Source organism: Pseudomonas sp. F2, from assembly GCF_057174385.1.
Genome location: NZ_CM169904.1, coordinates 3307625 through 3332995 on the forward strand (window position 1 = coordinate 3307625; position 25371 = coordinate 3332995).

Here is a 25371-nt window from a genome sequence, read left to right on the forward strand (position 1 = left end):
GCTTTGACCGAAAATAGTGTTGTCAGGTTTTCCGCTTCCAGCCGCTCTCCGCCGGTCGCGGAGAACTCAAAATGCCCCAAGGCTGTCATTTATAATGTAGCACGCATTGCAAGAATCACTCCGGATCAAATGCTTGCCTCCAACTTTCAGCAAAAAGATGATCAGTCGCTGTATATATCTTGCTGTCAGTTACTTGGGAAGCTCCTCGAACATGGTTATGGATTTTCGGGCGAAGACCATCCATAAGCATTTTACCGTGAGAGTGTTGGAAGGACACTGGAGTCAGTCCATTCGCGGGAATGAAAGCATTAACACCTGGAGGATTGTCAGGCATCCCTGACGCGGCCCACTCTGGCTTACCGCGCTTACGCTGAGCATTGTACAGCGATGAAGTAACTTTCTCACGAGCGACGCGCGCTGCATTCACTAGGTCATCTCGCTTGAATGCGACCACATCCGTAATTGCGGCGTCGATGAGTTCAGGGGCGAGCTCATTGAAGACTTCCTTTAGATGAGCAGCCTGCGCAAACGAATGCTCGACATCATTCAAAGGAGTGAAGACCTCCGTGACTCGGGTAACACCGTTCCGCTCACGTTCTGAAGCAGCAGTGGATAATTCGAATTGCATTTCTTGCTCAGTCCGAAAATCTCGATCCCGATGCAAGATGATTCGAGAGTCGGGGCGCATGTCGCTGATCATGTTTGCAAGGAGCCTCGCGGCTGGAAGATTTCCGCAGCCGTTGTAAGAGAGTACTGCTAGGTTCTCAGGCGCACCGTTCGCTTTCGCCAGTACTGTAACCGGTCGCGACAGCTTGTCTTCTGTCATCAGGATAATGGGCCGGGCGGGATCGAAGGCATCGGCACCGGCCGATAGTGCGCCGAGTGTCATTAAAATGGGAATCGCAGGACGTTGAGAATCGTCGACCGGGACCTTCGCACCTTCGCTCATCCATATGACTGCTGCGTAGGGATCGTACATAAGACGCTGGATCAACTGGGGCGAATGGCTCGCGAACAGGATACGAGTTTGCGTCTCGGCGGCGACGCTCCGGAGAGCATCATAGAGCCGCGCTTGGCTATCAGCATGCAAATGCGCGTCGGGTTCGTCCAGCAGGATCAGGGGAGGTGCGTAGAAACATGCGTAGGCGAGGATCTGAATGACTTGAAGCATCCCCGTCGACGCCATGTCGATTGTAACCTTAGCGTCGGGAGTTTCGACTTCGACCTTAACGTGCCGATCTCGTTGCTGATCATGATTTACTATGACGCGTGTACCTGGGTAGCAACGTTCGAGAAGCTTAGAAAAAGTCTTCCAGCCGCTATCCGGCAAGACGGCAATGTCGCGTCCCCGACGCCAGGCCGTTCTCGCCATCTCATCCAGATCCCGTGTGAATAGATGGTCAAGCACGGTGCGTAGATAGAGGTTGGCGTCGCCATGCATTACTGCTGCGTCCATCGCCCCCTTTGTCCGCCATTCTTCGCGGATCGGAATTCCCGATAAGCCGGGGGTGAATATTGAGAACGGTCGATCACTATTCGCGAGTATGGCGGCGAAGTCGTCATTCCCGGTACGAGTGATGGCAATGTTCGCGTTCTTTCCACGGCGAACCTCGATCGTTATTTCTTTGTCCGTATTAGTTTCAATATCTACTCCATGGTAGGTAATCGAGTAGCCGAAATTCTGCGTCGCTCTCTCTCCGCGCCTCAAGTTAAGGAGCCGCTCAGTGGGGCGGAACAACACCGCATCGTTGGCTACAGTGGCAGCAAAATCAGGCGCTCCATTAGGGCGCATACCGCGGAGCGCAGCTTGAAGGATTGACACGCCAAGTTGTGCTGCCTGCAATGCACTACTTTTACCGCTCGTGTTACCGCCAACTAAGGCGGTCACCGCCTGCAAATCGATTTCGAGCGAATCGATCCGCTTGAAATGATTGATGACTATTTTATCGAGCCGGACGCGCATTGTTCTTCCCTAGGACTTAGCGATTAAATTCGACCGTATGCGAGCGGGTCAAAACATTGCCTGATCATAGCCGAAACCCGCTCACTGTTTTAGCGGGAGCATGTCGCCACTCATTAGATTCCATTTTGGCCGCAGGCAGTCCCTGAAACTCAAATATTTTTGGTGAATTCAGTGGTCGCTTTTCGCCGGAAGCAGTCGTTCCCCGGATGTCCGCTACTGGCCGAAAGCGGCCTGTTGCGACTGCCGGCCGGGAAGCACTCTACCCTCCTGCATCATAGGCATAACCTAGTTCGTTCCTCTTTCAAGCACCAGAAGCGTTACACCAGATGGCTGAGTTACACGGCTAAAGATTGGTGTACGAAGTCGATGTAACATTGAAAAAATTCAATAAATACAGTTGCTTATAATCCATCGTTACACCAGTTACACGAGTTACACCGCATTTTTGAGGGGTACATGCCCCCACACCCCGTAAGTATCAATCCCACCAGCGAACGTCAGGTGTATCTCCCGCAGTGTGCCAGGGCCCCTGAGGTTTTCTTCGAGACACGGGGTCGGAAACCCGCGGGACTTTGGTAGCGGGAGAACTCCCAGCTTAGTGAACAGGTGAACTCGGTGAACTGCCTGTTCACCTGTGCATTTGCCCTATAAATTCACCGCTCAGACATCACCGTTACCGTTCCGGTAACGATGTCCCTTTTTCTTCAAGATCCTTTCAATTTCAACGATTGAATTTCAGTAAGCTGGAGCACCTTCCGCTACCAAAGTCCCGCGGGTTTCCGACCCCGTATGCAATGAAATGCTCTAGGGGCCCCCTCCTTTCTAGCTCTCAAGGAATGCAAAATGAGTTACAGCTCGAAAATGATCAGGTTGCTGAATATCGATAGATCGCTGGAGTCACTCACCGACGATGAGATCACCGGAGGCGTTATTGACGCTTACGTGTGCAGTACCTCCTTCAAGACCATGGATGAGATAGAGAAACGCATACCTTTCGTACTCGAGCTCAGTACCCGTAGCTGCTCCCATTGGAAAAAGCTGATCAACGCCTCAAGCAAGCGCTACTGGATTAAAGAAGCACGGGAAGGCGTGGCGGTGTTCGACTCAAACATCGACTGCGGCTACATCAGGACGTACCGATTGCGCGACTCGACGTTGGATCAAAGGGCTCTTATCGAGTCGAGCTGGATTGAGGTCAAGAACGAGGAAACTCTTTACGAAATTCTCGACACCCCGACGAACCGACACATCTTTGATAGCTGGTACGAAGACAAGCAACAGGTCATGGACCTACCAGTTGAGTTCGTATCAGGGCGGCTCAAGAACACTGCCGTTGAGAAGGCATTCATTTTTGCGAAAGGGAACGGGTGCGTTGTCTGCGGAGAAAAGGCTTCGTGCTTTGCAGCCACAACGGTAGGAAAGGGGCTCGTCGCGGTTATGATCCAGCTTCCGGTTTGCTCAGAACACTTATCTGAGGCCAAATCACATCCATCTGCTTTTAGCTTCCTCGCTTCTCTATTCAATCTTTCTTGGGATTGGCCGTCAGTGCAGAAGATGGACGCAATCCCGGATGAGCTAATCCCGGTCATTCACTCTCTGGCAGCAGAAGAATTAGGGGGTGAGGTGATTCCAGCTATCAGGAGGGAAAATGGATGGCAGCTCCAGGTTCTGCTCCCCTCTGGGTGGTATTGGCGTATGCGCATCAAATCGCTTTCAGACTATGCCTACATGCTATTTGAGCCTGGTCAGGAAAAGCACTGCTATCGTGCCGACTCAGCTCGACACCACCCGGAAGTGCCATTCTTCCCTATGCACGAACATTCACGTCCCGATAAACCGAAGGACGAAGTTTCTCCGAGCTTTCTGTACGGTCATCCGCTCCTTGATATCAAACGATTGAAATCCGCTGGACAGCACTATGGCGCCTACGGAAACTGAGTGTGATGGGAAACGCTTGGGATACCATGGTTTCTAGCGGCTTACGATTTGTATCCCTACTTGTATCCCTGATCATATAATCCAGCTGCAAGCCTCGTTTTATATGGCGCCCTTCGGTCTCCCTCGGGCACCAAAATCAAGAGAGGTCTTGCTTAGCAAGGCCTTTTTTTTCGTCTGTCGGAAAGTGGACGCGCAATGCAGAACGCTCACCACCGCGCGGGTAGCACGTGACATCGCACGGACTCAGGTATCGGAGTCGGTTGCAGACTCAACCTGACCATCTCCCCCAAACAATCGCGCTGCTATCGCCCGCCCCCGCTCCAGCCCCTCCTCCGTCAACCAGACCGACTTGTTCCTGTTCACCGGATTACTAATGAAACCCTGTTCATGCAATCGGTTCATGATCTCGAAGTCGAACCCTTTCCAGGCATTTCCTTTATCGGAACTGAGTGCTGCCAACAGGGCAAGCACGGCGTCTTCCATCAGTTTGTCGTCGTATTCCATGGTCGTCACTCCATTCGTATCCAACAGTTAACGTCGAGTGTCTGAAGGTTCACCATAATACTCGCCGACCTCCGATGGAAATACCGCTCAACCCCGTGAAGGTTATTGATCGGCTTGCGAGTGCCCGGCCTCGCCTTTGGGCTGCACTTGTTGATCTCACTCCGTATAATCACGCCCCTCTGAAAGTAGTCCACCGCATCGGTGGTTGCATCTACGCATTAACACTCACATTGACGGACGTCGCTAAGGCCCCCCATGGAAACGTCACTGGAAACAGTCGCCCTTTTCTCCCTCAAGCTCGCTTACGAGGAAGAAGGCCTGAGCCCGATCCTGCGAGACGACATGGTCATGGGTGACTATCAGAAAGACGTATTCGAACTACTGGTGCGACGCGGGGATGTCGAGACCATTCAGCTCAAGATGAATGAATGCCTGGGCTTGGCGATGAATGCCTTGGGCGGCGTCGAGAAACCGCTGGGACGTGAGTTGCACAAGTTGTCCGCTGAGTTCAGCGAAGCGCGTTCGCTAGAGCAGCTGGATCAGCCGCTCCTCGCGCTCAAGGGTTACTTGAAAGACATCTTGTAATGGGCTTTGCCGTTACAGCAGATGCTTCGAGATGTACTTGGAAATCTCCACCATCGACGTCTTCCCGGTGAACTCGAACTTCACTTTCCCCAGTGACGAGAAGTAAATCTCCAGCTCCGAATCCAGATCGAAGGTGCCCGAGGTTTCCACGGAGTAGGCGACGATGTTCTTGTATGGCAAGGAGGTGAAATCCTTCTTGCTGCCGGTAATGCCCTGAACGTTGACCGCGATGATGCGTTTGTTGGTAAACACCACGCCATCACGCATCGCCTTGTAGGAGTCGATCACTTCCTCACCGTCCAGCAACAGCGCGCTTACGCGCTCGGCGTACTCATCGTTTTGCTTGAGTTTGAAGAAGCCTTTGTTGTTGAAGTCGATCATCTGTCCATCCTCATATTCAAAAAAACATCCCGGTATTTTTTTGGTTCAACGACGGGCTTTCAGCACTCGGATATCGGTTGGGAACCCATCAGCGCCGACAAGCTTCTTCCAACCCAGATACTGAAACTCGCCCTTCTCATCAATGTAATCGCCCTTCTCCACGGATCGACCGCCAACCACCGCGATGCGTTTCACTTCGCCGCATCCGCCATCCGAAGGCCGAACGGTATAGATCACATACGGCTTCACATAGTGCGTGGCGCGGAAGTATTGGCCGCAGATTTCGTCGACGGTGATCAGCATGGTTTTCAGGCGGGCTTCGCCGTCCATGTCTTCGTGGAGTTTGAGGAAGGAGATCTCGCCGACGTCGCTGTAGCCGAGTGAACGGGCGCGTTTGTATTCGGGGGAGTTCTGATGGGCGATGCGGCCTTGCTCGGCGGCCTGGTTCATTCTGGCGGCGAACTCGGCATTGCCTTGCGCAATGGTTGCCTCGGCCTGGGCGGCGACGTTTTCGCATTGCGCGTATTCGCGGGAGCCGAGGTATTGGGGCGTCAGGTTCGAGCGGCGCTGGTTCATGCTCCGCAGGCTGTTGTCGAGGTCGCCGATCACCTCATAGGCGCTGGGTACGCGACCGCTCTGGACGTCGGCGATTTTTTCCTGCATTCGCTGGCAGTTGGCGAGGTAATACTGCCAACTGCTCTCCGGCGGCTCTTTCCAGGCGGCGAATGCCGGGGTAATGGCGCTGGCGAGTGTGATTGCACAAAGCGTGCGCAGAGCAGAAGCGACTTTTGACATGCGTAGTCCATTACAGGAATCAAGAAAGTGGCGCGACGCTACTATTTTGCTATCTTGCCGTCCACTGTCGGCGAGGTGCCGAGCGTTTGTACCGCGACTGGTTCGAAGGATGGATACGATGGATGTAGCGCTTTTCTTTATCGCCTGGATAGGCATGTGGGTCTGGGTCGTCAGGCAGCGTGGTGCGTGGAATCTGCTACTCGCCAATGTGTTAGGTGCGGCCAGCGGCATGATTGTCGGCCTGGTGGTTTCGCAGCTTTGTGTCGGTCTGTTCGGCTCCAGCCGGCCACCGGTCCCGGGGGTCATGGGATCGCTTCTGGAAATGCTCGCGACTGCCGCGGCGCTGACCGGCGTATGGATGCTGGTGGCCCGTCGCTCGCAGGTCGAAAACCCTGTCGCCCGCCAGCTACTGGCCGGCCTTTGCGGCGTTGTGGCCGGCATCACGGCGATCATGTTTTTTGTTCAGATCAATCCGCCCAATCTCGGCATGTGAATGTCTTCGTGGCGTCAGACCTCTATTTTGATATCTTGCCGCCCAATCTCAGCATTCACCGCCAGTGAGTGCTGTTTGGCAGGCTATTGAAGGGTTAAGGAAAGGATCGCATGGAGTTTCTGAGTTTTCTGGCATTTGTTGCGGCCTGGGGTTTGATGTGGCGCTGGGTGGTGAAAAACCGCGGCAGCTGGAATCTGTTTTACGGCAACATCGTTGGCGCGGCGGGCGGTTTTATCGTCGGTCTGGTGGTGCTGTCGATCTTCCTGTCGTTGTTCCCGTCGGCGCATAAACCCAAACGGGCGCCCACCGAAGAGGTGATTACCCAGAACGAAGTGACCACCAGCCTGCTGCCGGAAGCCGAGTCGGATTCGACGCCCGTGGCACTGGAAAACGCTCCGGGGTTCGCCGCTATCGAGCCAGACAATCAGCCTTCGCCCCGCGACTCTGCACTGCTGCCGAACTACGCCAACCGGGCACCGAAATCGATGTCCGAAAAAACCGTTCTGGATCAGAGCGACGCGCAGGGCCGCAAAGCATTCAGCGCGCTGCGCGACAAGCTTGCTCAGCATGCCGACAGCGACAAATCGATGCTCGCGTATGTCATGTGCAGCCCTTACGTGACCGGGGCCTTGCGTTTCCCGGCGTCGGCGCGCTTCGCTGACAGCACCGCCGTGGTCACCCAACGCTTCAAGGGCCAAGTCTACACCCTCAGCAACAAGGTCACTGCACGCAACATGAATGGCGATGACGTCACTTATCGCTTCGAATGCTCGGTGCAGGAGCAACCCGCTTCCAGCGAATGGCGACTGCTGGCGCTGAAGCTGCAGAAGGCTGACGCTTAAGCCTCGTTTAAGGGTTCAAGGCGCCGGCTGCGCTATCATCGCCAGCCTGTGCGCCTTGAGCCTTGCCTGCGAATGTCCTCGATATCTGCTGACCTGAATCCGTTGCCTCCTGTCTTGGCCGGCCCGCTGCTGCGCCGGCTGGAACCGACGCGAATCGTCCTGTGGCTGGTCGGCACCCGCATACTGGCGCCGATCCTGCGCCTGCAAGGCGTAGGAGACATCCCTCTCGATGCCGGGAAATGCACGGTCATCCCCGTCGGCCGTCATGCGTTCGTCCATCTGATCGACGTTGTACTCGACAGCGCCCTGCCCTGCGACACCCGCATCGACTACGACCTGTTGATCGACGGCCACTCGCCCATCGCCGAATGGGCGCCGCATCTGCTTTACGCTAACGCTCGTTGTCCGAACCTTGTCGTGCGTTCGCGGATCGATCAGTTGCTGCACGGTTCCTGCCGCAAGCCGCATCATCCGGCGGCAGACGGTCTGCTGTGCGTTGACCAACTGCTTTCTGGCGAAACCGATCCGCAACAACGTCCGGCCCTGCTGATGATGAGCGGCGACCAGATCTACGCCGATGACGTCGCCGGGCCGATGCTGCGGGCGATTCACTGTCTGATCGAACGTCTTGGCTTGTTCGACGAACACCTCGAAGGTGCCGTGGTCAGCGACAGCGCCAGACTTTACGAACACCCGGCCAGCTACTACCACCGCGCGGATCTGTTACCGGCGCTGGAGAGTAACGAGACCTTGCGCGAGCGTTTTTTCGGCGGTGCGCGCAAACCGATTTTTACCAGCAGCAGCGCCGACAATCACCTGGTGACCTTCGCCGAAGTGATGGCGATGTACTTGCTGGTGTGGTCACCGATTGCCTGGGCGTTGATCAATCCTGCTGCTCCAGCGCTGACGCCTGAACGCTTGCAGCGCTACACCCTGGAGCAAACCCGTATCGATGGCTTCAAGGCCGGTTTGGGCAACGTTGCCCGAGCCTTGGCGCATCTGCCGAGCCTGATGATTTTCGACGATCACGACATCACCGATGACTGGAATCTTTCCGCGCAATGGGAGGAAACCGCCTACGGCCATCCGTTCTCCAAACGCATCATCGGCAACGCCTTGATCGCGTACATGTTGTGCCAAGGCTGGGGCAACAATCCGGATGCGTTCAGGGATGTGCTGGAGAACACTCGACGCCTGAGCGCCAGCGGTGACGATCGCTATCTCGACAGCCCGGTGCAGGACGCGCTGATCGACGACTTATTGCGCTTTCAGCATTGGCATTTCGTGTTGCCGAGCAGCCCGGCGCTGGTGGTGCTCGACACCCGTACCCGGCGCTGGCGCAGCGAGATGGCGCTCAAGCAACCCTCTGGTTTGCTGGACTGGGAAGCGCTGAGCGAGCTGCAGCAGGAACTGCTGGATCATCCGTCGGCGATCATCGTGTCCCCCGCACCGATCTTTGGCGTGAAGCTGATCGAAACCGTACAGAAGGTTTTCAGCTGGTGCGGCTATCCGCTGCTGGTCGACGCGGAAAACTGGATGGCCCACCGTGGCGCCGCGCAGGTGATCCTGAACATTTTCCGACACACCCGCACACCCGGAAACTACGTGGTGCTGTCCGGTGACGTGCATTACTCCTTCGTCTACGAAGTGCTTATCCGACACCGCAAAGCCGGACCACGGATCTGGCAGATCACCAGCAGCGGGATCAAGAACGAGTTCCCGAAAACCCTGCTGGAATGGTTCGACCGCCTCAACCGCTGGCTCTATTCGCCGCGCTCGCCGTTGAACTGGTTCACCAAACGCCGGCGCATGCGCATCGTGCCCTATACCCCGGAACATGCCGAAGCGGGCGAGCGCCTATGGAATTCGGCGGGGATCGGCCAGGTGTTTTTCAATGACCAGGGGCAGCCGAGCGAGATCATTCAGCACAATTCGAACGGGGCGGTGAAGACGCGGATGCTGGCGCCGGAGTTGGGGGATTATCCTGATTGATATGGCCTCTTTTGCCCACAGTGAGATTGCAGTGACGATACCTTCGCGATTACTTATCACCCGCGACAGCGTACATGCCGGCGATGATTGCGAGGCTCCCCATGCGCGCTGGATCAACCTGCAAGAAATTGAAACCCTGGAGGCCGCCCTGCGCCTACTACTTCACAATGGTTATCTGCCAAGCATTGCTGGTGGATGTGCGACATGGATCGTACGCGGGCCTCAGGCCCTTGCTGTAATTGCCCAGCAATGGCAGGAGCCTCGTTTTCTGGTCAATGCCCAGTCGACACTGGTCAATTTGGAAGAGCTGAGGTTTGTATATTTGTGCCAGGTAGATCCGGAGCTTGTTTTCGACTGCCTGCTAACAGGCGCCGAACTTCCTGACAAATACAGCGGATTTAAGACGTCAAAGTAGTCGGAAGGGGACTACAGTTTTTAAGGAAACATCTCTGGAATCGCTGATTCATACTCTGCTTCCCTTACACAGGAAGCAGAGCCATGCGAAAAAGAAAGCCAGACCCTTTAGAAATCGATACAACGACTTACCTTTTAAGCTCCCCGGCCAATGCTAGAAGACTGCTGAGATCTATCGCAGAAATGCACAATGGAATTCGTGCAAATACGGACGCCTCTTCGTTCAATTTCCTGCCTCTCAGTCAGTTGAGACCGCCAGCCCCACACCTCTGACAATCATCCCCACCTCCCGCTCATCAATCGTCAGCGGCGGCAGCAGCCGTATCGTCTTGCCCCGTGTCACGTTGATCAGCAGCCCATGATCCCGCGCCGCAATCAGCGTCAGGTCGCGGATCGGCTGTTTCAACTCGATGCCGATCATCAAGCCCTGCCCACGAATCGCCAGCACGTTGGGGTTGTCTGCCAGTTCGGCGCGCAGGCGGGTCAGCAGGCGCTCGCCCTGCACCCGGACATTGTCCAGCAAGCCTTGCTCTTCGATGATGTCCAGCACCGTGCAGCCGACCCGGCAGGCCAGCGGGTTGCCGCCGAAGGTGCTGCCATGGCTGCCGGGGGTGAACAGCTCCGCCGCTCTGCCCCGTGCCAGACAGGCGCCAATCGGCACGCCGTTGCCGAGGCCTTTGGCCAGGGTCATGACGTCCGGCACGATGCCTTCATGCTGGAACGCAAACCACTGGCCGGTGCGGCCGATGCCGGTCTGGATTTCATCGAGCATCAGCAGCCAGGCGTGCCGATTGCACAGGTCACGCAGGGCTTTGAGGTAGCCGGGCGGCGCCAGTTGCACACCGCTTTCGCCCTGGATCGGCTCGACCAGAATCGCCACGATGCGCGCGCCGTGCTTTTGCTGCAGCTGATCCAGCGCCGCCAGATCACCAAAGGGCACTTTGGCGAAATCCCCCGGCAGATCATTGAAACCCAACCGCACCGCCGGGCCATCGCTGGCCGACAAAGTGCCTAACGTGCGGCCATGAAACGCGTTGGCCATCACCACCACCAGCGGCTGTTCGATACCTTTGCGCCAGCCGTATAACCGGGCCAGCTTCAGCGCGGTTTCATTGGCCTCGGCGCCGGAGTTGTTGAAGAACGCCCGCTCCATTCCCGACAGCTGCGTGAGTTTCCGCGCCAGTTGTTGCTGCCAGTCGATGCTGTACAGGTTGGAGGTGTGCAGCAGCATTGCGGCCTGTTCGCTGATGGCAGCAACGATGCGCGGATGCGAGTGCCCGACATTGGTCACCGCGACACCCGCGACGGCATCCAGGTATTCACGACCGGCCTGATCCCACAGGCGAGTGCCCAGGCCTCTGGTGAAACTCAAGGCCAGCGGTTGGTAGGTGTTCATCAGGGCGGCGGTCATGACTTCAAACTCCAGTGAAGGTCGGTGTGTTTGCAGTATGGTTAGCCACCAGAACTGGATAAACTCGGCAAAACTTCAATCATTTAACAGCAGAGCTTGATAATGGACCTGTTGCAGGCGATGGGCGTTTACGTGAAGGTCGTGGAAGCCGGAAGCATGACGGCGGCCGCGTTGCAGTGCGAAATGTCCACCACCATGGTCGGAAATCACCTGCGCGCACTGGAGCAACGGCTCGGCGTGCAGTTGCTGCAGCGCACCACTCGCCGCCAGCGGCTGACCGAGTTCGGCAGCGTTTACTACCAGCGCTGCCTCGACGTTCTGGGTTTGGTGGCCGACTCCGAACGTCTCGCCGAACAGGCCCTTGATGAACCCCGTGGCCTGCTGCGCATCACCGCGCCGCTGACCTTTGGCGTCGAACGCCTGGCCCCGGCACTCAGCGAGTTTTCCCTGCAATACCCGCAGGTGAAAATGGATGTGGTGCTGACCAACAGCCGACCGGACCTGCTGGAAAGTGGCCTCGACGTGGCATTTCGGCTGGGGCATTTCGAGCAGTCGAACCTGATCGCCCGGCCGCTGATCGACTACACCCTGACCGTGTGCGCCTCGCCGGCCTACGTCGCCCGGCGCGGCATGCCGATCACCCCGCAAGACCTGCAGCAACACGACTGCCTGTCGTTCGCCTACCCTGCCGGCGACGACTGGCAATCGGTGGAAAAACGCTGGCGCCTCAGCGGCCCGCACGGCGAGATTCTGGTCGACGTCAGCGGCCCGATGCTGATGAACACCTCGGCCGGCCTGCATCAGGCAGCGCGCACCGGCATGGGTATCGTCATGCTGCCGGACGCGCTGGTGGAACAGGACCTGCGCGACGGCAAACTGGTGACGGTGATCCCCGATTACCAGCCACCGAGCCGTCCGTTGCATCTGCTGTACGCGCCGGATCGTTATCGTTTGCCCAAGCTGCGGCGCTTCGTCGAGTTCGCGATGAAAACCTGGGGCAGATCCTGACCCGGTTGCTATCGACTACGCTCCGATGATTGCCGACAAGGATGCTGCTATCGATGAAAAACGACCTTACCGTACGCGATCTGTTGCCCGACGAAGTGGAGCCAGTTCGGCTGTTTCTTGGGCAAAATGGCTGGAGCCACCGAACAGGCTCCAGCGACTACTTCGCTCAACTCATCGAGAACTCGCAACGCACTGCCGTCGCACTGAGCGGCGAGCAGATCATCGGTTTCGCCCGAGGCATCACCGACGGTTTGTCCAACGGCTATCTGTCGATGGTCGTGGTCGATGACCAGCATCGACGCGCCGGCGTCGGCCGCGCGCTGGTCGAGCATGTCATGGGTGACAACCCGGAGATCACTTGGGTACTGCGCGCCGGACGTGAAGGTGCGGAGGCGTTTTTTGCCAGTTTGGGGTTTGAAACATCGGTGATTGCCATGGAGCGCCCGAGGCTCAAGTAACACGTGAGAATCAACTCCCGCTTTTCACCAACACCGGCTTCTCCTGATAACGCTGCGCAAACAACTGCTTCAACTGCGCGACCTTCGGCATGTCGTTGATCACGATGTACGGATAAGTCGGATGTTCGGTCAGGAAGTCCTGGTGATAGTCCTCCGCCGGGTAGAAACCGTTGTAGGTTTCCAGTTTCGTAACGATCGGTGTGCTGTAGGCATGCGCCGCGTCGAGTTGAGCGATGTAGGCCTGGGCCACCCGTTGTTGATCGGCGTTGACCGGGAACAATGCCGAGCGATATTGCGTACCGCTGTCCGGCCCCTGGCGGTTGAGTTCGGTCGGGTTGTGGGCCACCGAGAAGTAGATCTGCAGCAGGCTGCCGTAGCTGACTTGCGTCGGATCGAAGGTGACTTGCACTGACTCGGCATGACCGGTGTCGCCTGCGCTGACCCGTTCATACTCCGCCGTATCCGCCGCGCCGCCGGCATAACCCGAGACGGCTGTCTGCACGCCTTTGACGTGCTGGAAAACCCCTTGCACACCCCAGAAGCAACCACCGGCGAACACCGCCGTTTCGCTGTGCGCCTGAGTGGTTTCGTCGAGGGCTGGCGGCGGGATGACCACCGCGTCCTCTGCACCGAAAGAGAACGCCGAGCATTGGCCGATCACACCCGCCATGGCGACACCGAGCAACGCACGTCGCCAGTTGTTTTGAGCTTTCATGTTGCGCACTCCCGATCAGCCGAAGGTGAAGGCGTAAGCCGATACGCCCGGGTCAAGAAATTCGATGGTGAAGGTCCGATCCTTCACCGCATCGGTTTGCCGCACCAATTGGTACAGGCGCTGCTCGGTCACACGGCCGCTGCCATCCGCGGCGACATCGACACCGTGGGCATCACCTGGCGCCTGACCGTCAATCGAGACTTTGAAACGCACCGGTTTGCCATCCGCGCCCGGGCCCAGCACCAGATGCAGGTCGCGGGCATGGAAGCGATAGACGATGCGGCTGGCCGGCGCGCTGGCGGTAGCGCGTTCGGCACCGACGGCCCACTGGCCACCAAGGCTCCAGTCATTCAGCGTCAGGTTGACCGGTGGGTTATAGGTCGCGGCCTTGTCAGGCACCAGGCCGCTTTCCGGTACGAAATGTTCCGCACGCTGGTAGCCGACATAGGTTTCCGGTGACAGCACCTGATTCATGTCCGGCGCCTGTTGCACGCCTTGGGCGTCAGCGTTGATCAAGCCGTCGGCGACGGTTTTCGCCCCGGCTTCACGCAGCAACTGCTGGATCACGCGTTCCGATTCGGCGTAGTCGCCTTCGCCAAAATGGTGGTAACGAATCCGTCCCTGAGCATCGGCAAAATAATGCGCCGGCCAGTATTCGTTGTTGAAAGCGCGCCAGATCTTGTAGTCGTTATCGATGGCCACCGGGTAGTTGATGCCCAGCTCCTTCATGGCCTTAGTGACATTGCCCACATCGCGCTCGAAAGCGAACTCCGGGGCGTGCACGCCAATCACTACCAGGCCTTGATCGCGGTACTTTTCCGCCCAGGCTTTGACGTATGGCAAGGTGCGCAGGCAGTTGATGCAGGAGTAGGTCCAGAAATCCACCAGCACTACTTTGCCCTTTAATGCCTGAGCGTCCAGCGGTGGCGAATTGAGCCATTGCACGGCGCCGTTGAGCGGCGGTAACTGGCCTTCGACTGGCAATGTACCCGGAGCCTTGTCGGCGACTTTCATGGCTGCGCCCGCCGCGGGAATCTGCGCCATCATCGCGCCGTTGCCAGCGGGAGATTTGCCGGAGAGTTGGCCCACCAGTGCCTGTTCAATGCCGCCCGTGGACGCCGTCGACAGCCGCGCCAACAGCCCGGTATCGAGGCCCAGCGCAATCGCCGCGACACCCGCGAGCATCGCCGCCCCCAACCCGCGCCGGATCCATTCACCGGTGCCAATCGAGCGCTTCATCAACGCAAAGACCTTACCGCCCAGCAGCAGCGCCGCCGCCAGTGAAGTCGCGGCGCCCGCCGCGTAGGCGAGCAACAACAGCGTGGTGGCGATGCTTGCCCCTTGCAGCGCGGCGCCGGTCAGAATCAAACCGAGGATGGGTCCGGCGCACGGCGCCCAGAGCAGTCCCGTGGCAACGCCGATCAAAAACGAGGCGCCGGGACGCGGACGATTGTCCTGGCCGGCGGCCTCGGACAGCCGACTGCCGGCCGAGACCAGCGGTCGCGTCAGGCGCTCGGCGAGGCGCGGCAGCAGCAGCGTCAGCCCGAACAGTGCAACGAACAGCAACGCGAGCCAGCGCCCGTACTGATTGACTTGCACCACCCAACCGCCGCCCACCGCCGCCAGTGTGGCGACGAGGGCGAAAGTCAGCGCCATCCCGGTCAATAGCGGCAAGCCACTCTTGATAAACGGCTGCCCGCTGCGAGCGAAGACAAAAGGCAGAACAGGCAGGATGCACGGACTGACGATCGTCAGCACACCGCCCAGATAAGCGAGAACCAAGAGCCACATGGTGTCGTCCTGTAGAAAGTGAAGATCGAAAAAGTGCCATGGCTCATGCCGCCACGGGTTTGAACGTCATCGCCAGGCCATTCATGCAATAGCGCAGGCCGGTCGGTTTCGGACCGTCATCGAAGACATGCCCCAAGTGCCCGCCGCAGCGCCGGCAGTGCACTTCATTGCGGACCATGCCGAAGGAACGGTCCTGACGCGTGGCCACCGCCTGTTCCAGCGGTGCCCAGAAACTCGGCCAACCGGTGTGGCTGTCGAACTTGGTTGCCGATGAAAACAGCGCCAGGTCACAGCCCGCGCAGGCGAATGTGCCGCTGCGATGTTCGTTGTTGAGCGGGCTGGTGTAGGCCCGTTCAGTGCCTTCTTCGCGCAGGATGGCGTATTGCTCATCCGAGAGCAGCGAGTGCCATTCGCTGTCGCTATGGGTCACCTCAAACGCCTCATCCGCTTGCGCCTGCTCGACCAGCGCGGTGCCCGGGGACAATTTTGGCAATACACCCGCCACCAGGGCTGCGAGCCCCAGCCCGCCGCTCGCTACGAGAATCTGTCGCCGTGAAAACATGGCCGTCTCCAAAAAATCCAGGTGCCTGTCATGGAACACAGCCTAGGCTTGGGTTGATCGCCAAATCCTCACGGGAAGTTAACGAATTCGTGATAACTCGCCCCGAGGAAAACCCGCACAATGCACTCATTGCGCCGAAGGATTGAGCTTGATGGAACCGACCAGACGCATCCTCGTGGTCGAGGATGATCAACACATCGCTGACCTGATTTGCCTGCACCTGCGCGACGAGCATTACGACGTCGTGCACAGCGCCGACGGCGATGAAGGCATGCGCCTGTTGCAGCAGGGGCAATGGGATGCGCTGATCCTCGACCTGATGCTGCCGGGCGTCGACGGCCTGGAAATCTGCCGCCGCGCCCGGGCGATGGCGCGCTATACGCCGATCATCATCACCAGCGCGCGCTCCAGCGAACTGCACCGCATTCTGGGTCTGGAACTGGGGGCCGACGATTACCTCGCCAAACCGTTTTCCATGCTGGAGCTGGTGGCCCGGGTCAAAGCCTTGCTGCGCCGGGTCGACGCCATGGCGCGCAACCTGAAGATGGACGCCGGCAGCCTCAGCCTCGATGGTCTGAACATTGACCCGATCACCCGCGACGTCACCCTCAATGGCGCGCGTCTGGACCTCACTCCGCGAGAGTTCGACCTGCTGTATTTCTTCGCCCGGCAGCCGGGCAAGGTTTTCTCGCGCATGGACCTGCTGAACGCGGTGTGGGGCTACAGCCATGAAGGTTACGAGCACACGGTCAACACCCACATCAATCGCCTGCGGGCGAAGATCGAAAGCGATCCGGCGCAACCGACCCGCATCCTCACCGTGTGGGGTCGCGGCTATAAATTCGGCACGGAACAACCATGAGACTCAACCTGTCGCAGCGCCTGTCGCTGGTGTTCGCCGTTTTGCTGCTGGTGTGCTGCGGCACCTCGGCATGGCTGCAAGTGCGCTCGAGCAAGATGCATGAACTGGAAGTGGTGCAAGGCCTGTCGCGGGACCTGGCGCAGCACATCGCCCATGACACGGTGCTGATGGACAGCAATGGCCTGATGCCCGGTGCCGTGCGCGAACTGTTCAGCAAGCTGATGCTGGTCAACCCGAGTGTCGAGGTATACCTGCTCGACCCCGAGGGACGGATTGTCGGCAACGCGGCGCCGGAAGGCCATTTACGCCGGGAGACCGTCGATCTGGCGCCGATCCGCCGCCTGCTCAATGACCAGCCGCTGCCGATCCTCGGTGATGACCCGCGCAGTGCCGACGGGCGCAAGGTGTTCAGCGCTGCGCCATTGAAGGTCAACGGCAAATCCGCCGGTTATCTGTACGTGGTGTTGCTCAGCGAAGAACACGATCGCTTCGCTGAACGGGGCGCGACCAGTGCCGCACTCAATACGGCGCTACTGTCGATCGGGCTGGTGGCGCTGTTGTGCCTGATCGCGGGGCTCACGGCGTTCAACCTGATTACCCGCCCCTTGCGCCGGTTGACCGAAACCGTCAGCCGCTTTGACATTGATGGCACGCCGCAACCGCTGCCCGCTCCGTCAGCAGTTGTGGATAAAAGCGCTGACCCGGATGAGATCGCCGTGCTTGATGGCGCCTTCCGCCAAATGCAAAAACGCCTCGGTGAGCAGTGGCGCTCATTGACCCGCCAGGATCAGGAGCGACGCGAACTGGTGGCGAATATCTCCCACGACCTGCGCACGCCACTGGCCTCGCTGCACGGTTATCTGGAAACCCTGTCACTCAAGGACGCTACGCTCACCGCCGAAGAACGCCGCCGCTATCTGGGCATTGCGCTGGATCAGAGCCGCAAGGTCGGCGGGTTGGCGCAATCGCTGCTGGAGCTGGTGCGTCTGGAACACGGTTTCGTGCAACCGGTACTGGAACGCTTTTCACTGATCGATCTGCTGCAGGACATCTTCCAGAAATTCGAACTGGCGGCCGAAGCCCGCCATGTCGAACTCAAGGCCAGCTTCGTGCCCAACCTGCCAACGGTCTGCGCCGACCTCGGGTTGATCGAACGGGTGCTGACCAACCTGGTGGATAACGCCTTGCGCTACACGCCTGCGGGCGGTGAAATCGAGCTGGATGTGAAACCCCTGGGCGTCTTGGTCGAAGTCACCGTCAGCGACACCGGCCCCGGCATCGCTCCGGAGCTGCGCGAAGGTCTGTTCCTGCGTCCGTTCAATATTGGCGGGGCGCGACGTGACGGCGGACTGGGTCTGCGCATCGTCCACCGTATCCTGCAACTGCACGGGCGTGAGATTCAGTTGATCGATGTCGCCGGGCGCGGGGCGACTTTCCGCTTCACGCTGCCGACCGATCAGCAAACCGCGGAACAGTGGATGGTGCGCTCGATGAACCTGAACACGCCGGACAAATAATCCGCACCACCGGACTGTTGTTCCGTGACAACGCCGCCCCGCTCCCCTAAATTAACCGGCCTGAAAAAGACCTCGCGCTTTCTCGTTTCCACTCAAGTTAAAAAAGTAGTGAAATTTCAATGTCCGATTTCAACACCGCTGAATCCGTAGTCACCGAATCGTCCAAAGCGGAATACGAAAACTCCATCAATCTTTCACAACACCTCCCACAAGCCAAAATCATCAGCGAGATGGTGCTGGACGCTTTCCAGTCGACCCGCGAAAGCGACCAGATCCGCGAGCTGCGCGCCGCGATCCGTCAGGCACACGACAGCTTCGACGACGACAAGGCCTATGAGCTGATGGGCCAGCTCAAGGCGCTGAAAGACGCCGAAGCCGCCGACCTCGCCGCCCTTGAAGACCTGAGCAGCAAGTTCTCGATCGGCCGCATCCTGTCCTGCTTCAAGGACGATCCGGCGTTCCAGGAAATCGTCTACGGCCTGGCCCTCAAGGTGCTGAACCAGACCCATCAGGCGATCAGCAACCCGAGTGGCGGCAAGGGCAAAGCTGCTCGCGCCAAGAAAGAAGTCGAAATCTTCACCATCAGCAAGGACGGCAGCAGCGTGACCCTGCCGCTGCGCACGCCGCGCTCGCGCATGAACGTTGACCGTGAGGCGCTGGAGTTCCTCGGTTTCACTTTTGTCGGTGAAGGCGAAGAAGCCGAGCTGGAAGGCGAAACCTTTGTCGACAACGCCGGCACCGAACACGCAATCAACCGCAAGAACATCATCACCGCACTGCAACAGCAGACGGCGTTCGAGGGTTACAGCATCGCCGCGCAGTAAATCCGGCGCCGACAAAAAAGCCCCGCTCTGAGATTCAGGCGGGGCTTTTTTTGGGCGTTGCGGCGGTCAGACTTCCGGCTGTACCGCAACGATCATGTCGACCTCGATCGCAGCATTCTTCGGCAACTGATAGACACCGACCGTGGTGCGGGTGTGCCGGCCAGCATCGCCGAGCACATGGCTGAACACGTCCGATGCGCCGTTGGCCACCTCGCTCAGGTCAACAAAGTCCGGGGTCGACTTCACATACACCGTGACCCGCAACAAGGCGCGGATCTTGTCCAGCGAACCGACCGCATCGACGATCAGTGCCAGGCAGCGCATGGCACTGATGCTCGCGGCAGCCTGGGCATCCTTGAGCGTCAACTCCAACCCCACGCGACCGGGATACAGAATCCTGCCATTGACCCGTGGCACCATGCCGCTGATGTACAACTCATCGCGATGACGGATCAGCGGCGCGTAATTGCCGCCGGCAGTGTTCTCGCCATAGATGTCGTAGTTCAGCTCTTGTGCCAGGGCAATGAAGCGTTCGTCGCAGGTCATCCTCTCAGTCATTTCGCCCAGCCTTTTGATCAGTGCATGAAGAACCGCAGGTTAAGACCGATGATTGCCGGAGATTCGATTTGTGGCAGGTCATCGACATAGTTGGATCCAAATCTAGGTGTTTCACGAAGTGATAGCAACCGGCCGCTGAGGCATCCTTCGCCACATTTTCACGGTGTGCCGCCATCTCTGCGACGCCCTGCATTAACTCAGCAAACAGATCGCGCTTTTTCATCCAAACCTGCCCCATTAGAAAATAGCCTCTGGGATCCTAACTAATGAAAAGTTTTCTGAAGGTAGGAGATCTCTCTATAAGCAGACAGTCGTTTCCCAAAGACACGCTCAACCTTAAATAGCACCCAACAAAAAACCCCGCACATCTCTCAATGTGCGGGGTTTTTCGTGAAGCCATCGAGCCTTACGGCGCGTACGTCAGCAGCAGCTCGGCCGGCACCTTGAAGTCCAGGGACATCATGACGCTCAGGGCGGTGATGGTGAAGATCGAGAACACGAACAGCTTGCGTGCCCAGACCGTGTCATCCACCGCCTTGTAGCCGGTCCAGGCCATGTACAACCAGTACATGCCCATGGCCGCGGCAACGGCGAGGTAGCTCATGCCGGCGTAACCGCTGAAGGTCAGCATCAAGGTCGCCACGAGGAACGCCAGGATGTAGAGCAGGATGTGCTTCTTGGCCACTTCGATTCCGCGCTTGACGGGCAACACCGGAATCGATGCGGCCAGGTAGTCGTTGAAACGGAAGATCGCGATGGCGTAGGAATGCGGCATCTGCCACAGGCTGAACATCACCAGCAGGGTCAGTGCGGCCATGTCGAAGCTGTTGGTCACGGCAACGTAACCGATCACTGGCGGCATGGCGCCCGACAGACTGCCCACCAGCGTGCCGTGAACCGACTTGCGCTTGAGGTACAGGCTGTAGAAGCCGACGTAGATGATGAAGCCGATTACCGCGAACAGGGCGGCCAACGGGTTGGCCACCTTGTACAACAAGGCAACGCCGAGAACACCCAGGATGGTCGCGTAGACCAGGGCCAGTTTCAGGGAGATCAAGCCCTGCACCAGCACCCGGTTCTTGGTGCGTTCCATCTTCAGGTCGATGTCGCGGTCGATGCAGTTGTTGAACACGCAACCGGAGGCCACAACCAGGGAAGTGCCGATCATGGCGGCCAGGAACACCGCCAGATCTACATGCCCTTTCGAGGCCAGGAAGAACCCGCCTGCCACAGAAAGCACGTTACCGAAAATGATCCCCGGTTTGGTGATTTGGATAAAGTGCTTGAGCGACATCGGGTCTACCTCACTTCGCCATCATGTACGTGTGGATGCTGAACATGATCCACAGCGACAGGCCAACCAGCAGCAGGATCACGATGGCCGTAAAGACAAACGCGATCACGTTGTTACGTTGTGCAATCGAACGGTCCAGGTGCAGGAAGTAGTACAGGTGAACGATCACCTGGATTACCGCGAACAGCAGGACGATTGCCAGCGTCGTGGACTTCGGCAAGGTCGGGTACATCACCAGGCCGAACGGGATGACGGTCAGGATCACCGACAGGATGAAGCCGATGGCGTACGACTTTACGCTGCCGTGGCCAGCATCATGGCTGTCATGGGAGTGTGCATTAGCCATTACAGGGTCCCCATCAGGTAAACAACGGTGAATACGCAGATCCACACCACGTCCAGGAAGTGCCAGAACAGGCTCAGGCAGCTCAGACGGGTCTTGTTGGTCGCCGTCAGGCCGTGCTTGTTGACCTGGTACATCATGATGCCCATCCAGATCAGACCCGCGGATACGTGCAGACCGTGGGTACCGACCAGGGTGAAGAACGCCGACAGGAAGCCCGAACGGCTAGGACCGAAGCCCTCGGAGATCAGCAGGTGGAACTCGTTGATCTCCATGGCGATGAAGCCTGCGCCGAGCAGGAAGGTCATGAACAACCAGCCCAGAACCTGCTGCTTCTTGCCTTTGTACAACGCCAGCATGGCGAAGCCGTAGGTGATCGAACTGAACAACAGCAGAGCGGTTTCGCCCAGCACGTATGGCAGTTCGAAGATGTCGTGGCCCGACGGGCCACCGGCGACGTTGTTTACCAGTACTGCGTACACCGCGAAGATCGACGCAAACAGAATGCAGTCGGTCATCAGGTAGAGCCAGAAACCGTATACGGTCATCTCGCCCGAGTCGTGGTGATGGTCATCGTGCCCATGGTCACCATGGGCGTGTCCAACATTGGTCACTAAGTTCGACATGGTTTAAGCCTGTTCCAACGAGGTTACACGGGTGGCATTGGCCGGGATTTTCCCTGCCGCGACCAGACGCTTGTGCTGCTCGGCTTCGATGCGCTCGATCGTTTCAACCGGAACCATGTAGCCCTGGTCGTCACGTGCCGCGTGGATCACGAAGTAGATGACAGTGCCGGCCAGGCTGGCGATCGCCAACCACCAGATGTGCCAGATCATCGCGAAACCGAAGACGGTCAGCAGTGCGCCCATCACCACGCCAGTGGCGGTGTTGTTCGGCATGTGGATCGGCTCGTACTTGGCCGGAGCCTGGTACGCAGTACCGTTTTCCTTGGCTTCGGTGAACGGGTCGATGCAGTCAGCCTTAGGCAGCACAGCGAAGTTGTAGAACGGAGGTGGCGACGAGGTCGACCATTCCAGAGTGTGGGCATTCCACGGGTCACCGTGTTCGCACATGTTCTCTGGCTTGTTGCGGTCACGCACACTGACGTACAGCTGGATCAGCTGGCAGGCGATGCCCACGGCGATCAGGATCGCACCGAACATGGCCACGTACAGGTACGGTACCCACTCAGGGTTGGTGGTGGCGTTCAGACGACGGGTCATGCCCATGAAGCCCAGTGCATAGAGCGGCATGAACGCGACGAAGAAGCCCGAGATCCAGAACCAGAACGCTGCTTTACCCCAGCCTTCGTGCAGCTTGAAGCCGAACGCTTTCGGGAAGTAGAAGCCGAAACCTGCGATGTAGCCGAATACCGCGCCGCCGATGATCACGTTGTGGAAGTGCGCAATCACGAACAGGCTGTTGTGCAGAACGAAGTCAGCACCCGGGATGGCCAGCAGTACGCCGGTCATGCCGCCGATGGCGAAGGTCACCATGAAGCCCAGGGTCCACATGACCTGGCTGGTGAAGCGCAGACGGCCCTGGTAGATGGTGAACAGCCAGTTAAACAGTTTCACACCCGTCGGGATGGAAATCAGCATCGTCGCCAGACCGAAGAAGGCGTTGACGCTGGCACCCGAACCCATGGTGAAGAAGTGGTGCAGCCAAACCATGAAGCCCAGTACCGAGATCGCGCCCGAAGCGTAGATCATCGAGTGGTGGCCGAACAGTTTCTTGCCGGTGAACGCCGAGATCACTTCCGAGAAGATGCCGAATGCCGGCAGGATCAGGATGTAAACCTCAGGGTGGCCCCAGGCCCAGAACAGGTTGACGTACATCATTGGATTGCCACCAAGTTCATTGGTGAAAATGTGGAAATCCATGTAACGGTCGAGGGTCAGCAGTGCCAGGGTAGCGGTCAGGATCGGGAACGAAGCCACGATCAGGACGTTAGCCCAGGTGCAGGTCCAGGTGAAGATCGGCATGTCCATCAGTTTCATGCCAGGGGTACGCATTTTCAGCACGGTGGCGAGGAAGTTGACCCCCGTCAGCGTCGTACCCAACCCGGATAGCTGTAGCGCCCAGATGTAGTAGTCCATCCCCACGCCAGGGCTGTATTGCAGACCCGACAGCGGCGGATAGGCAACCCAGCCGGTCTTGGCGAATTCGCCGACGCCCAGGGACAGGTTGATCAGCACAACGCCAGACACCAGCAGCCAGAAGCTCAGGGAGTTCAGGAACGGGAAGGCAACGTCACGCGCGCCGATCTGCAGCGGCACTGCAAGGTTCATCAGGCCGGTGAAGAATGGCATCGCCATGAAGATGATCATGATCACACCGTGAGCGGTGAAGATCTGGTCATAGTGTTCAGGTGGCAGGTAGCCAGGCGAACCTTCGGTGGCCATGGCCAGCTGGGTACGCATCATGATCGCATCGGCAAAGCCACGCAGCAGCATGACCATGGCAACGATGATGTACATCACGCCGATTTTCTTGTGGTCGACCGACGTCAGCCACTCGGTCCACAAGTAGGTCCACTTCTTGAAGTAGGTGATTGCAGCGAACAACGCCAGACCACCGAGCGCGATCATCGAGATGGTGACCATCACGATCGGCTCGTGGAAAGGGATCGCTTCCCAACTTAATTTACCAAACATCGTTTACTCCTCTGCCCCGGCAGCTGAATGCGAATTCGAGTCCATGTCCGTTGCCGCCACTTCTTTCTCTTTCTTCTCGTGCTTCAGCGGCTTGCCCGGTTTCATGCCTTCGTACTTGTCGACGATGGTCTGGAACAGGTTCGGCGTGACCGAGGAGTAGAGCTCGACTGGATTGTTCTGGCTTGGCTTGGCAAGGGCTGCGTATTCAGCTTGTTCAAGCTGTTTAGGTGCCTTTTTGACTTCACTTACCCAGGCGTCGAAATCTTCCTGAGAAGTTGCGATCGCTTTGAATTTCATACCGGTGAAACCAGCGCCGCTGTAGTTGGCGGAGATACCGTCCATTTCAGCGTTGCGGTCAGCGATCAGGTGCAGTTTGGTGGTCATGCCCGCCATCGCGTAGATCTGGCCGCCCAGGCCCGGGATGAAGAACGAGTTCATCACGGCGTCGGAAGTGATCCGGAAGTTGACCGGGGTATGCGCCGGGAACACGATCTTGTTGACCGTGGCAATGCCTTGTTCCGGGTAGATGAACAGCCACTTCCAGTCCAGCGCAACGACTTCGATGGTCACCGGCTTGACGTCGGATTCAATCGGACGGTACGGGTCCAGTTTGTGGGTCGAAATGTAGGTGATGTAACCCAGGGCGATGATGATCAGAACCGGGATGGTCCAGACCGCCACTTCGATTTTGGTCGAGTGCGACCATTTCGGGGTGTAGACGGCATCCTTGTTGGACGCGCGGTACTTCCAGGCGAAAAGGAAGGTCATGACGATAACCGGCACAACGACCAACAGCATCAGCAGCGTGGCGGTGATGATCAGGTTGCGCTGTTCCAGGCCGACCTGGCCCGTTGGATTGAGCAGGGTCATGTTGCAGCCTCCCAGCAACAACGTGCCGAGCAGCGGCACTAGGCCTAGTAATCTGGGGTACCTGTTTTTACTCATCTCACGACCTCTAAAGCAGCTTGCGCAATGCAGTTGGGTTTTGATCGCCAACACTTCACCCTGCCAAGGGTTGGCATTTTCTTTGGATTGAATAAGGGCCGCCCGTCGCGCGTCAGACGCTCGACAAAACCTTGGGACAGCGGTCAGTTCTTATTCGAATTCGTGGTCAAAGGCCTTGTTACAGACCAATTCCATTTGGTGCGGAAAGTTGGAAGGCACCGACACCTGGGTGTCTCGAAAGCCTTTCGGCCTGCTCGACACCCGACTTCCTGTCCAGTTCCTTAATAAAGGTTGAACAGTGCCGGGAATTCAGTGCGGGCGATTGTAGATAGGTAGCGCCCTATACACCATGTCTTATCCCGAAATAATTTTTATCGCTCAGAGCAACAATCCATCACCGTTTTTGCAAAAGTTCCGCATGTTATCGAAATCGATTCTCAACAAAAACACCAAAAAATGTAGGCCTATACACCTCAGTTCAGACAGCTCCTAAGGCTTTTTCCCGACACCGAATTGGCG

At 58.0% G+C, this 25371-nt stretch carries 25 protein-coding genes; 11 read left to right on the forward strand and 14 right to left on the reverse strand.

Annotated elements, in window-relative coordinates; all coding sequences use genetic code 11:
* Nucleotides 1-115: 115 nt before the first annotated feature.
* A complete protein-coding gene (locus AC193Q_RS14765) occupies nucleotides 116-1963 on the reverse strand; it encodes an AAA family ATPase (RefSeq protein ID WP_121187078.1) in 1848 nt (615 codons plus the stop codon).
* Nucleotides 1964-2806: 843 nt separating this feature from the next.
* Here AC193Q_RS14765 and AC193Q_RS14770 point away from each other — a divergent pair.
* The gene (locus AC193Q_RS14770) at nucleotides 2807-3901 is read left to right on the forward strand and encodes a hypothetical protein (RefSeq protein ID WP_121187080.1); all 1095 of its coding nucleotides are present in this window, start codon (nucleotides 2807-2809) and stop codon (nucleotides 3899-3901) included.
* A gap of 243 nt (nucleotides 3902-4144) precedes the next feature.
* Here the strand turns inward: AC193Q_RS14770 and AC193Q_RS14775 are convergent, their stop codons facing one another.
* A complete protein-coding gene (locus tag AC193Q_RS14775) occupies nucleotides 4145-4405 on the reverse strand; it encodes a DUF6429 family protein (RefSeq protein ID WP_121187082.1) in 261 nt (86 codons plus the stop codon).
* Between the two features lie 255 nt (nucleotides 4406-4660).
* Between AC193Q_RS14775 and AC193Q_RS14780 the strand changes: the two genes are divergently transcribed.
* Nucleotides 4661-4990 (forward strand): hypothetical protein, encoded by a 330-nt coding sequence (locus AC193Q_RS14780; RefSeq protein WP_121187085.1) that lies wholly within the window; start codon nucleotides 4661-4663, stop codon nucleotides 4988-4990.
* Between the two features lie 12 nt (nucleotides 4991-5002).
* On the opposite strand, the gene AC193Q_RS14785 is transcribed toward AC193Q_RS14780, so the two are convergent.
* Together AC193Q_RS14785 and AC193Q_RS14790 are read right to left on the reverse strand one after the other, a co-directional pair.
* Nucleotides 5003-5371: a PH domain-containing protein gene (locus tag AC193Q_RS14785; RefSeq protein WP_034156100.1), complete on the reverse strand. Its 369-nt coding sequence runs from the start codon at nucleotides 5369-5371 to the stop codon at nucleotides 5003-5005.
* A 45-nt stretch (nucleotides 5372-5416) separates the two neighbouring features.
* Nucleotides 5417-6166 carry a hypothetical protein gene (locus AC193Q_RS14790; protein ID WP_121187087.1) on the reverse strand — a complete coding sequence of 250 codons (750 nt, stop codon included), beginning with the start codon at nucleotides 6164-6166 and terminating at the stop codon, nucleotides 5417-5419.
* A gap of 118 nt (nucleotides 6167-6284) precedes the next feature.
* Between AC193Q_RS14790 and AC193Q_RS14795 the strand changes: the two genes are divergently transcribed.
* The 4 genes from AC193Q_RS14795 to AC193Q_RS14810 all read left to right on the forward strand — a co-directional run bounded on the left by AC193Q_RS14795 (nucleotide 6285) and on the right by AC193Q_RS14810 (nucleotide 9908).
* Nucleotides 6285-6659, forward strand: coding sequence for a hypothetical protein (locus tag AC193Q_RS14795; RefSeq protein WP_121187089.1), 375 nt, complete (start codon nucleotides 6285-6287; stop codon nucleotides 6657-6659).
* 110 nt (nucleotides 6660-6769) lie between these two features.
* Nucleotides 6770-7501 (forward strand): hypothetical protein, encoded by a 732-nt coding sequence (locus AC193Q_RS14800; protein WP_121187091.1) that lies wholly within the window; start codon nucleotides 6770-6772, stop codon nucleotides 7499-7501.
* A gap of 72 nt (nucleotides 7502-7573) precedes the next feature.
* Complete coding sequence (locus AC193Q_RS14805; protein ID WP_121187093.1) at nucleotides 7574-9493, forward strand: alkaline phosphatase D family protein; 1920 nt, start codon at nucleotides 7574-7576, stop codon at nucleotides 9491-9493.
* A 1-nt stretch (nucleotide 9494) separates the two neighbouring features.
* Nucleotides 9495-9908 carry a hypothetical protein gene (locus tag AC193Q_RS14810; RefSeq protein ID WP_047296366.1) on the forward strand — a complete coding sequence of 138 codons (414 nt, stop codon included), beginning with the start codon at nucleotides 9495-9497 and terminating at the stop codon, nucleotides 9906-9908.
* A gap of 237 nt (nucleotides 9909-10145) precedes the next feature.
* Here the strand turns inward: AC193Q_RS14810 and AC193Q_RS14815 are convergent, their stop codons facing one another.
* Nucleotides 10146-11318: an aspartate aminotransferase family protein gene (locus AC193Q_RS14815; RefSeq protein WP_121187095.1), complete on the reverse strand. Its 1173-nt coding sequence runs from the start codon at nucleotides 11316-11318 to the stop codon at nucleotides 10146-10148.
* A gap of 102 nt (nucleotides 11319-11420) precedes the next feature.
* On the opposite strand from AC193Q_RS14815, the gene AC193Q_RS14820 reads away from it, so the two are divergent.
* On the forward strand, nucleotides 11421-12326 hold the full coding sequence (locus tag AC193Q_RS14820; RefSeq protein ID WP_121187097.1) for a LysR family transcriptional regulator: 906 nt from the start codon (nucleotides 11421-11423) through the stop codon (nucleotides 12324-12326).
* A 53-nt stretch (nucleotides 12327-12379) separates the two neighbouring features.
* Complete coding sequence (locus tag AC193Q_RS14825; RefSeq protein WP_121187099.1) at nucleotides 12380-12784, forward strand: GNAT family N-acetyltransferase; 405 nt, start codon at nucleotides 12380-12382, stop codon at nucleotides 12782-12784.
* 10 nt (nucleotides 12785-12794) lie between these two features.
* On the opposite strand, the gene msrA is transcribed toward AC193Q_RS14825, so the two are convergent.
* From msrA to msrB, 3 genes are read right to left on the reverse strand one after another with little or no spacing between them, the layout of a single operon-like run.
* A complete protein-coding gene (gene msrA / locus AC193Q_RS14830) occupies nucleotides 12795-13499 on the reverse strand; it encodes a peptide-methionine (S)-S-oxide reductase MsrA (RefSeq protein WP_483878566.1) in 705 nt (234 codons plus the stop codon).
* Between the two features lie 15 nt (nucleotides 13500-13514).
* Nucleotides 13515-15290, reverse strand: a complete 1776-nt coding sequence (locus AC193Q_RS14835) for a cytochrome c biogenesis protein DipZ (protein WP_121187103.1) — start codon at nucleotides 15288-15290, stop codon at nucleotides 13515-13517.
* Between the two features lie 43 nt (nucleotides 15291-15333).
* The gene (msrB, locus tag AC193Q_RS14840) at nucleotides 15334-15852 is read right to left on the reverse strand and encodes a peptide-methionine (R)-S-oxide reductase MsrB (protein ID WP_086791664.1); all 519 of its coding nucleotides are present in this window, start codon (nucleotides 15850-15852) and stop codon (nucleotides 15334-15336) included.
* Nucleotides 15853-16003: 151 nt separating this feature from the next.
* Between msrB and AC193Q_RS14845 the strand changes: the two genes are divergently transcribed.
* The 3 genes from AC193Q_RS14845 to AC193Q_RS14855 all read left to right on the forward strand — a co-directional run bounded on the left by AC193Q_RS14845 (nucleotide 16004) and on the right by AC193Q_RS14855 (nucleotide 19055).
* Nucleotides 16004-16714: a response regulator transcription factor gene (locus AC193Q_RS14845; protein ID WP_041071765.1), complete on the forward strand. Its 711-nt coding sequence runs from the start codon at nucleotides 16004-16006 to the stop codon at nucleotides 16712-16714.
* Nucleotides 16711-18231, forward strand: coding sequence for a sensor histidine kinase (locus tag AC193Q_RS14850; RefSeq protein ID WP_121187105.1), 1521 nt, complete (start codon nucleotides 16711-16713; stop codon nucleotides 18229-18231). Before AC193Q_RS14845 ends, AC193Q_RS14850 begins: the two co-directional genes overlap by 4 nt.
* 119 nt (nucleotides 18232-18350) lie before the next feature.
* Nucleotides 18351-19055, forward strand: a complete 705-nt coding sequence (locus AC193Q_RS14855) for a hypothetical protein (RefSeq protein WP_047296374.1) — start codon at nucleotides 18351-18353, stop codon at nucleotides 19053-19055.
* A gap of 66 nt (nucleotides 19056-19121) precedes the next feature.
* Here the strand turns inward: AC193Q_RS14855 and AC193Q_RS14860 are convergent, their stop codons facing one another.
* From AC193Q_RS14860 to cyoA, 6 genes are all read right to left on the reverse strand, one after another.
* Nucleotides 19122-19613: a RidA family protein gene (locus AC193Q_RS14860; RefSeq protein WP_041071759.1), complete on the reverse strand. Its 492-nt coding sequence runs from the start codon at nucleotides 19611-19613 to the stop codon at nucleotides 19122-19124.
* A gap of 406 nt (nucleotides 19614-20019) precedes the next feature.
* Nucleotides 20020-20907: a heme o synthase gene (gene cyoE, locus AC193Q_RS14865; protein WP_003227980.1), complete on the reverse strand. Its 888-nt coding sequence runs from the start codon at nucleotides 20905-20907 to the stop codon at nucleotides 20020-20022.
* A 10-nt stretch (nucleotides 20908-20917) separates the two neighbouring features.
* Nucleotides 20918-21253, reverse strand: a complete 336-nt coding sequence (gene cyoD / locus AC193Q_RS14870) for a cytochrome o ubiquinol oxidase subunit IV (protein ID WP_041071757.1) — start codon at nucleotides 21251-21253, stop codon at nucleotides 20918-20920.
* On the reverse strand, nucleotides 21253-21876 hold the full coding sequence (cyoC, locus tag AC193Q_RS14875; protein WP_003227982.1) for a cytochrome o ubiquinol oxidase subunit III: 624 nt from the start codon (nucleotides 21874-21876) through the stop codon (nucleotides 21253-21255). The genes cyoD and cyoC overlap by 1 nt, the downstream gene beginning before the upstream one ends.
* Nucleotides 21877-21879: 3 nt before the next feature.
* Entirely contained in the window at nucleotides 21880-23907 is a 2028-nt protein-coding gene (gene cyoB / locus AC193Q_RS14880; protein WP_047296376.1) for a cytochrome o ubiquinol oxidase subunit I, read from the reverse strand.
* A gap of 3 nt (nucleotides 23908-23910) precedes the next feature.
* Nucleotides 23911-24852 carry a ubiquinol oxidase subunit II gene (gene cyoA / locus AC193Q_RS14885; RefSeq protein ID WP_027612162.1) on the reverse strand — a complete coding sequence of 314 codons (942 nt, stop codon included), beginning with the start codon at nucleotides 24850-24852 and terminating at the stop codon, nucleotides 23911-23913.
* Nucleotides 24853-25371: the final 519 nt, after the last annotated feature.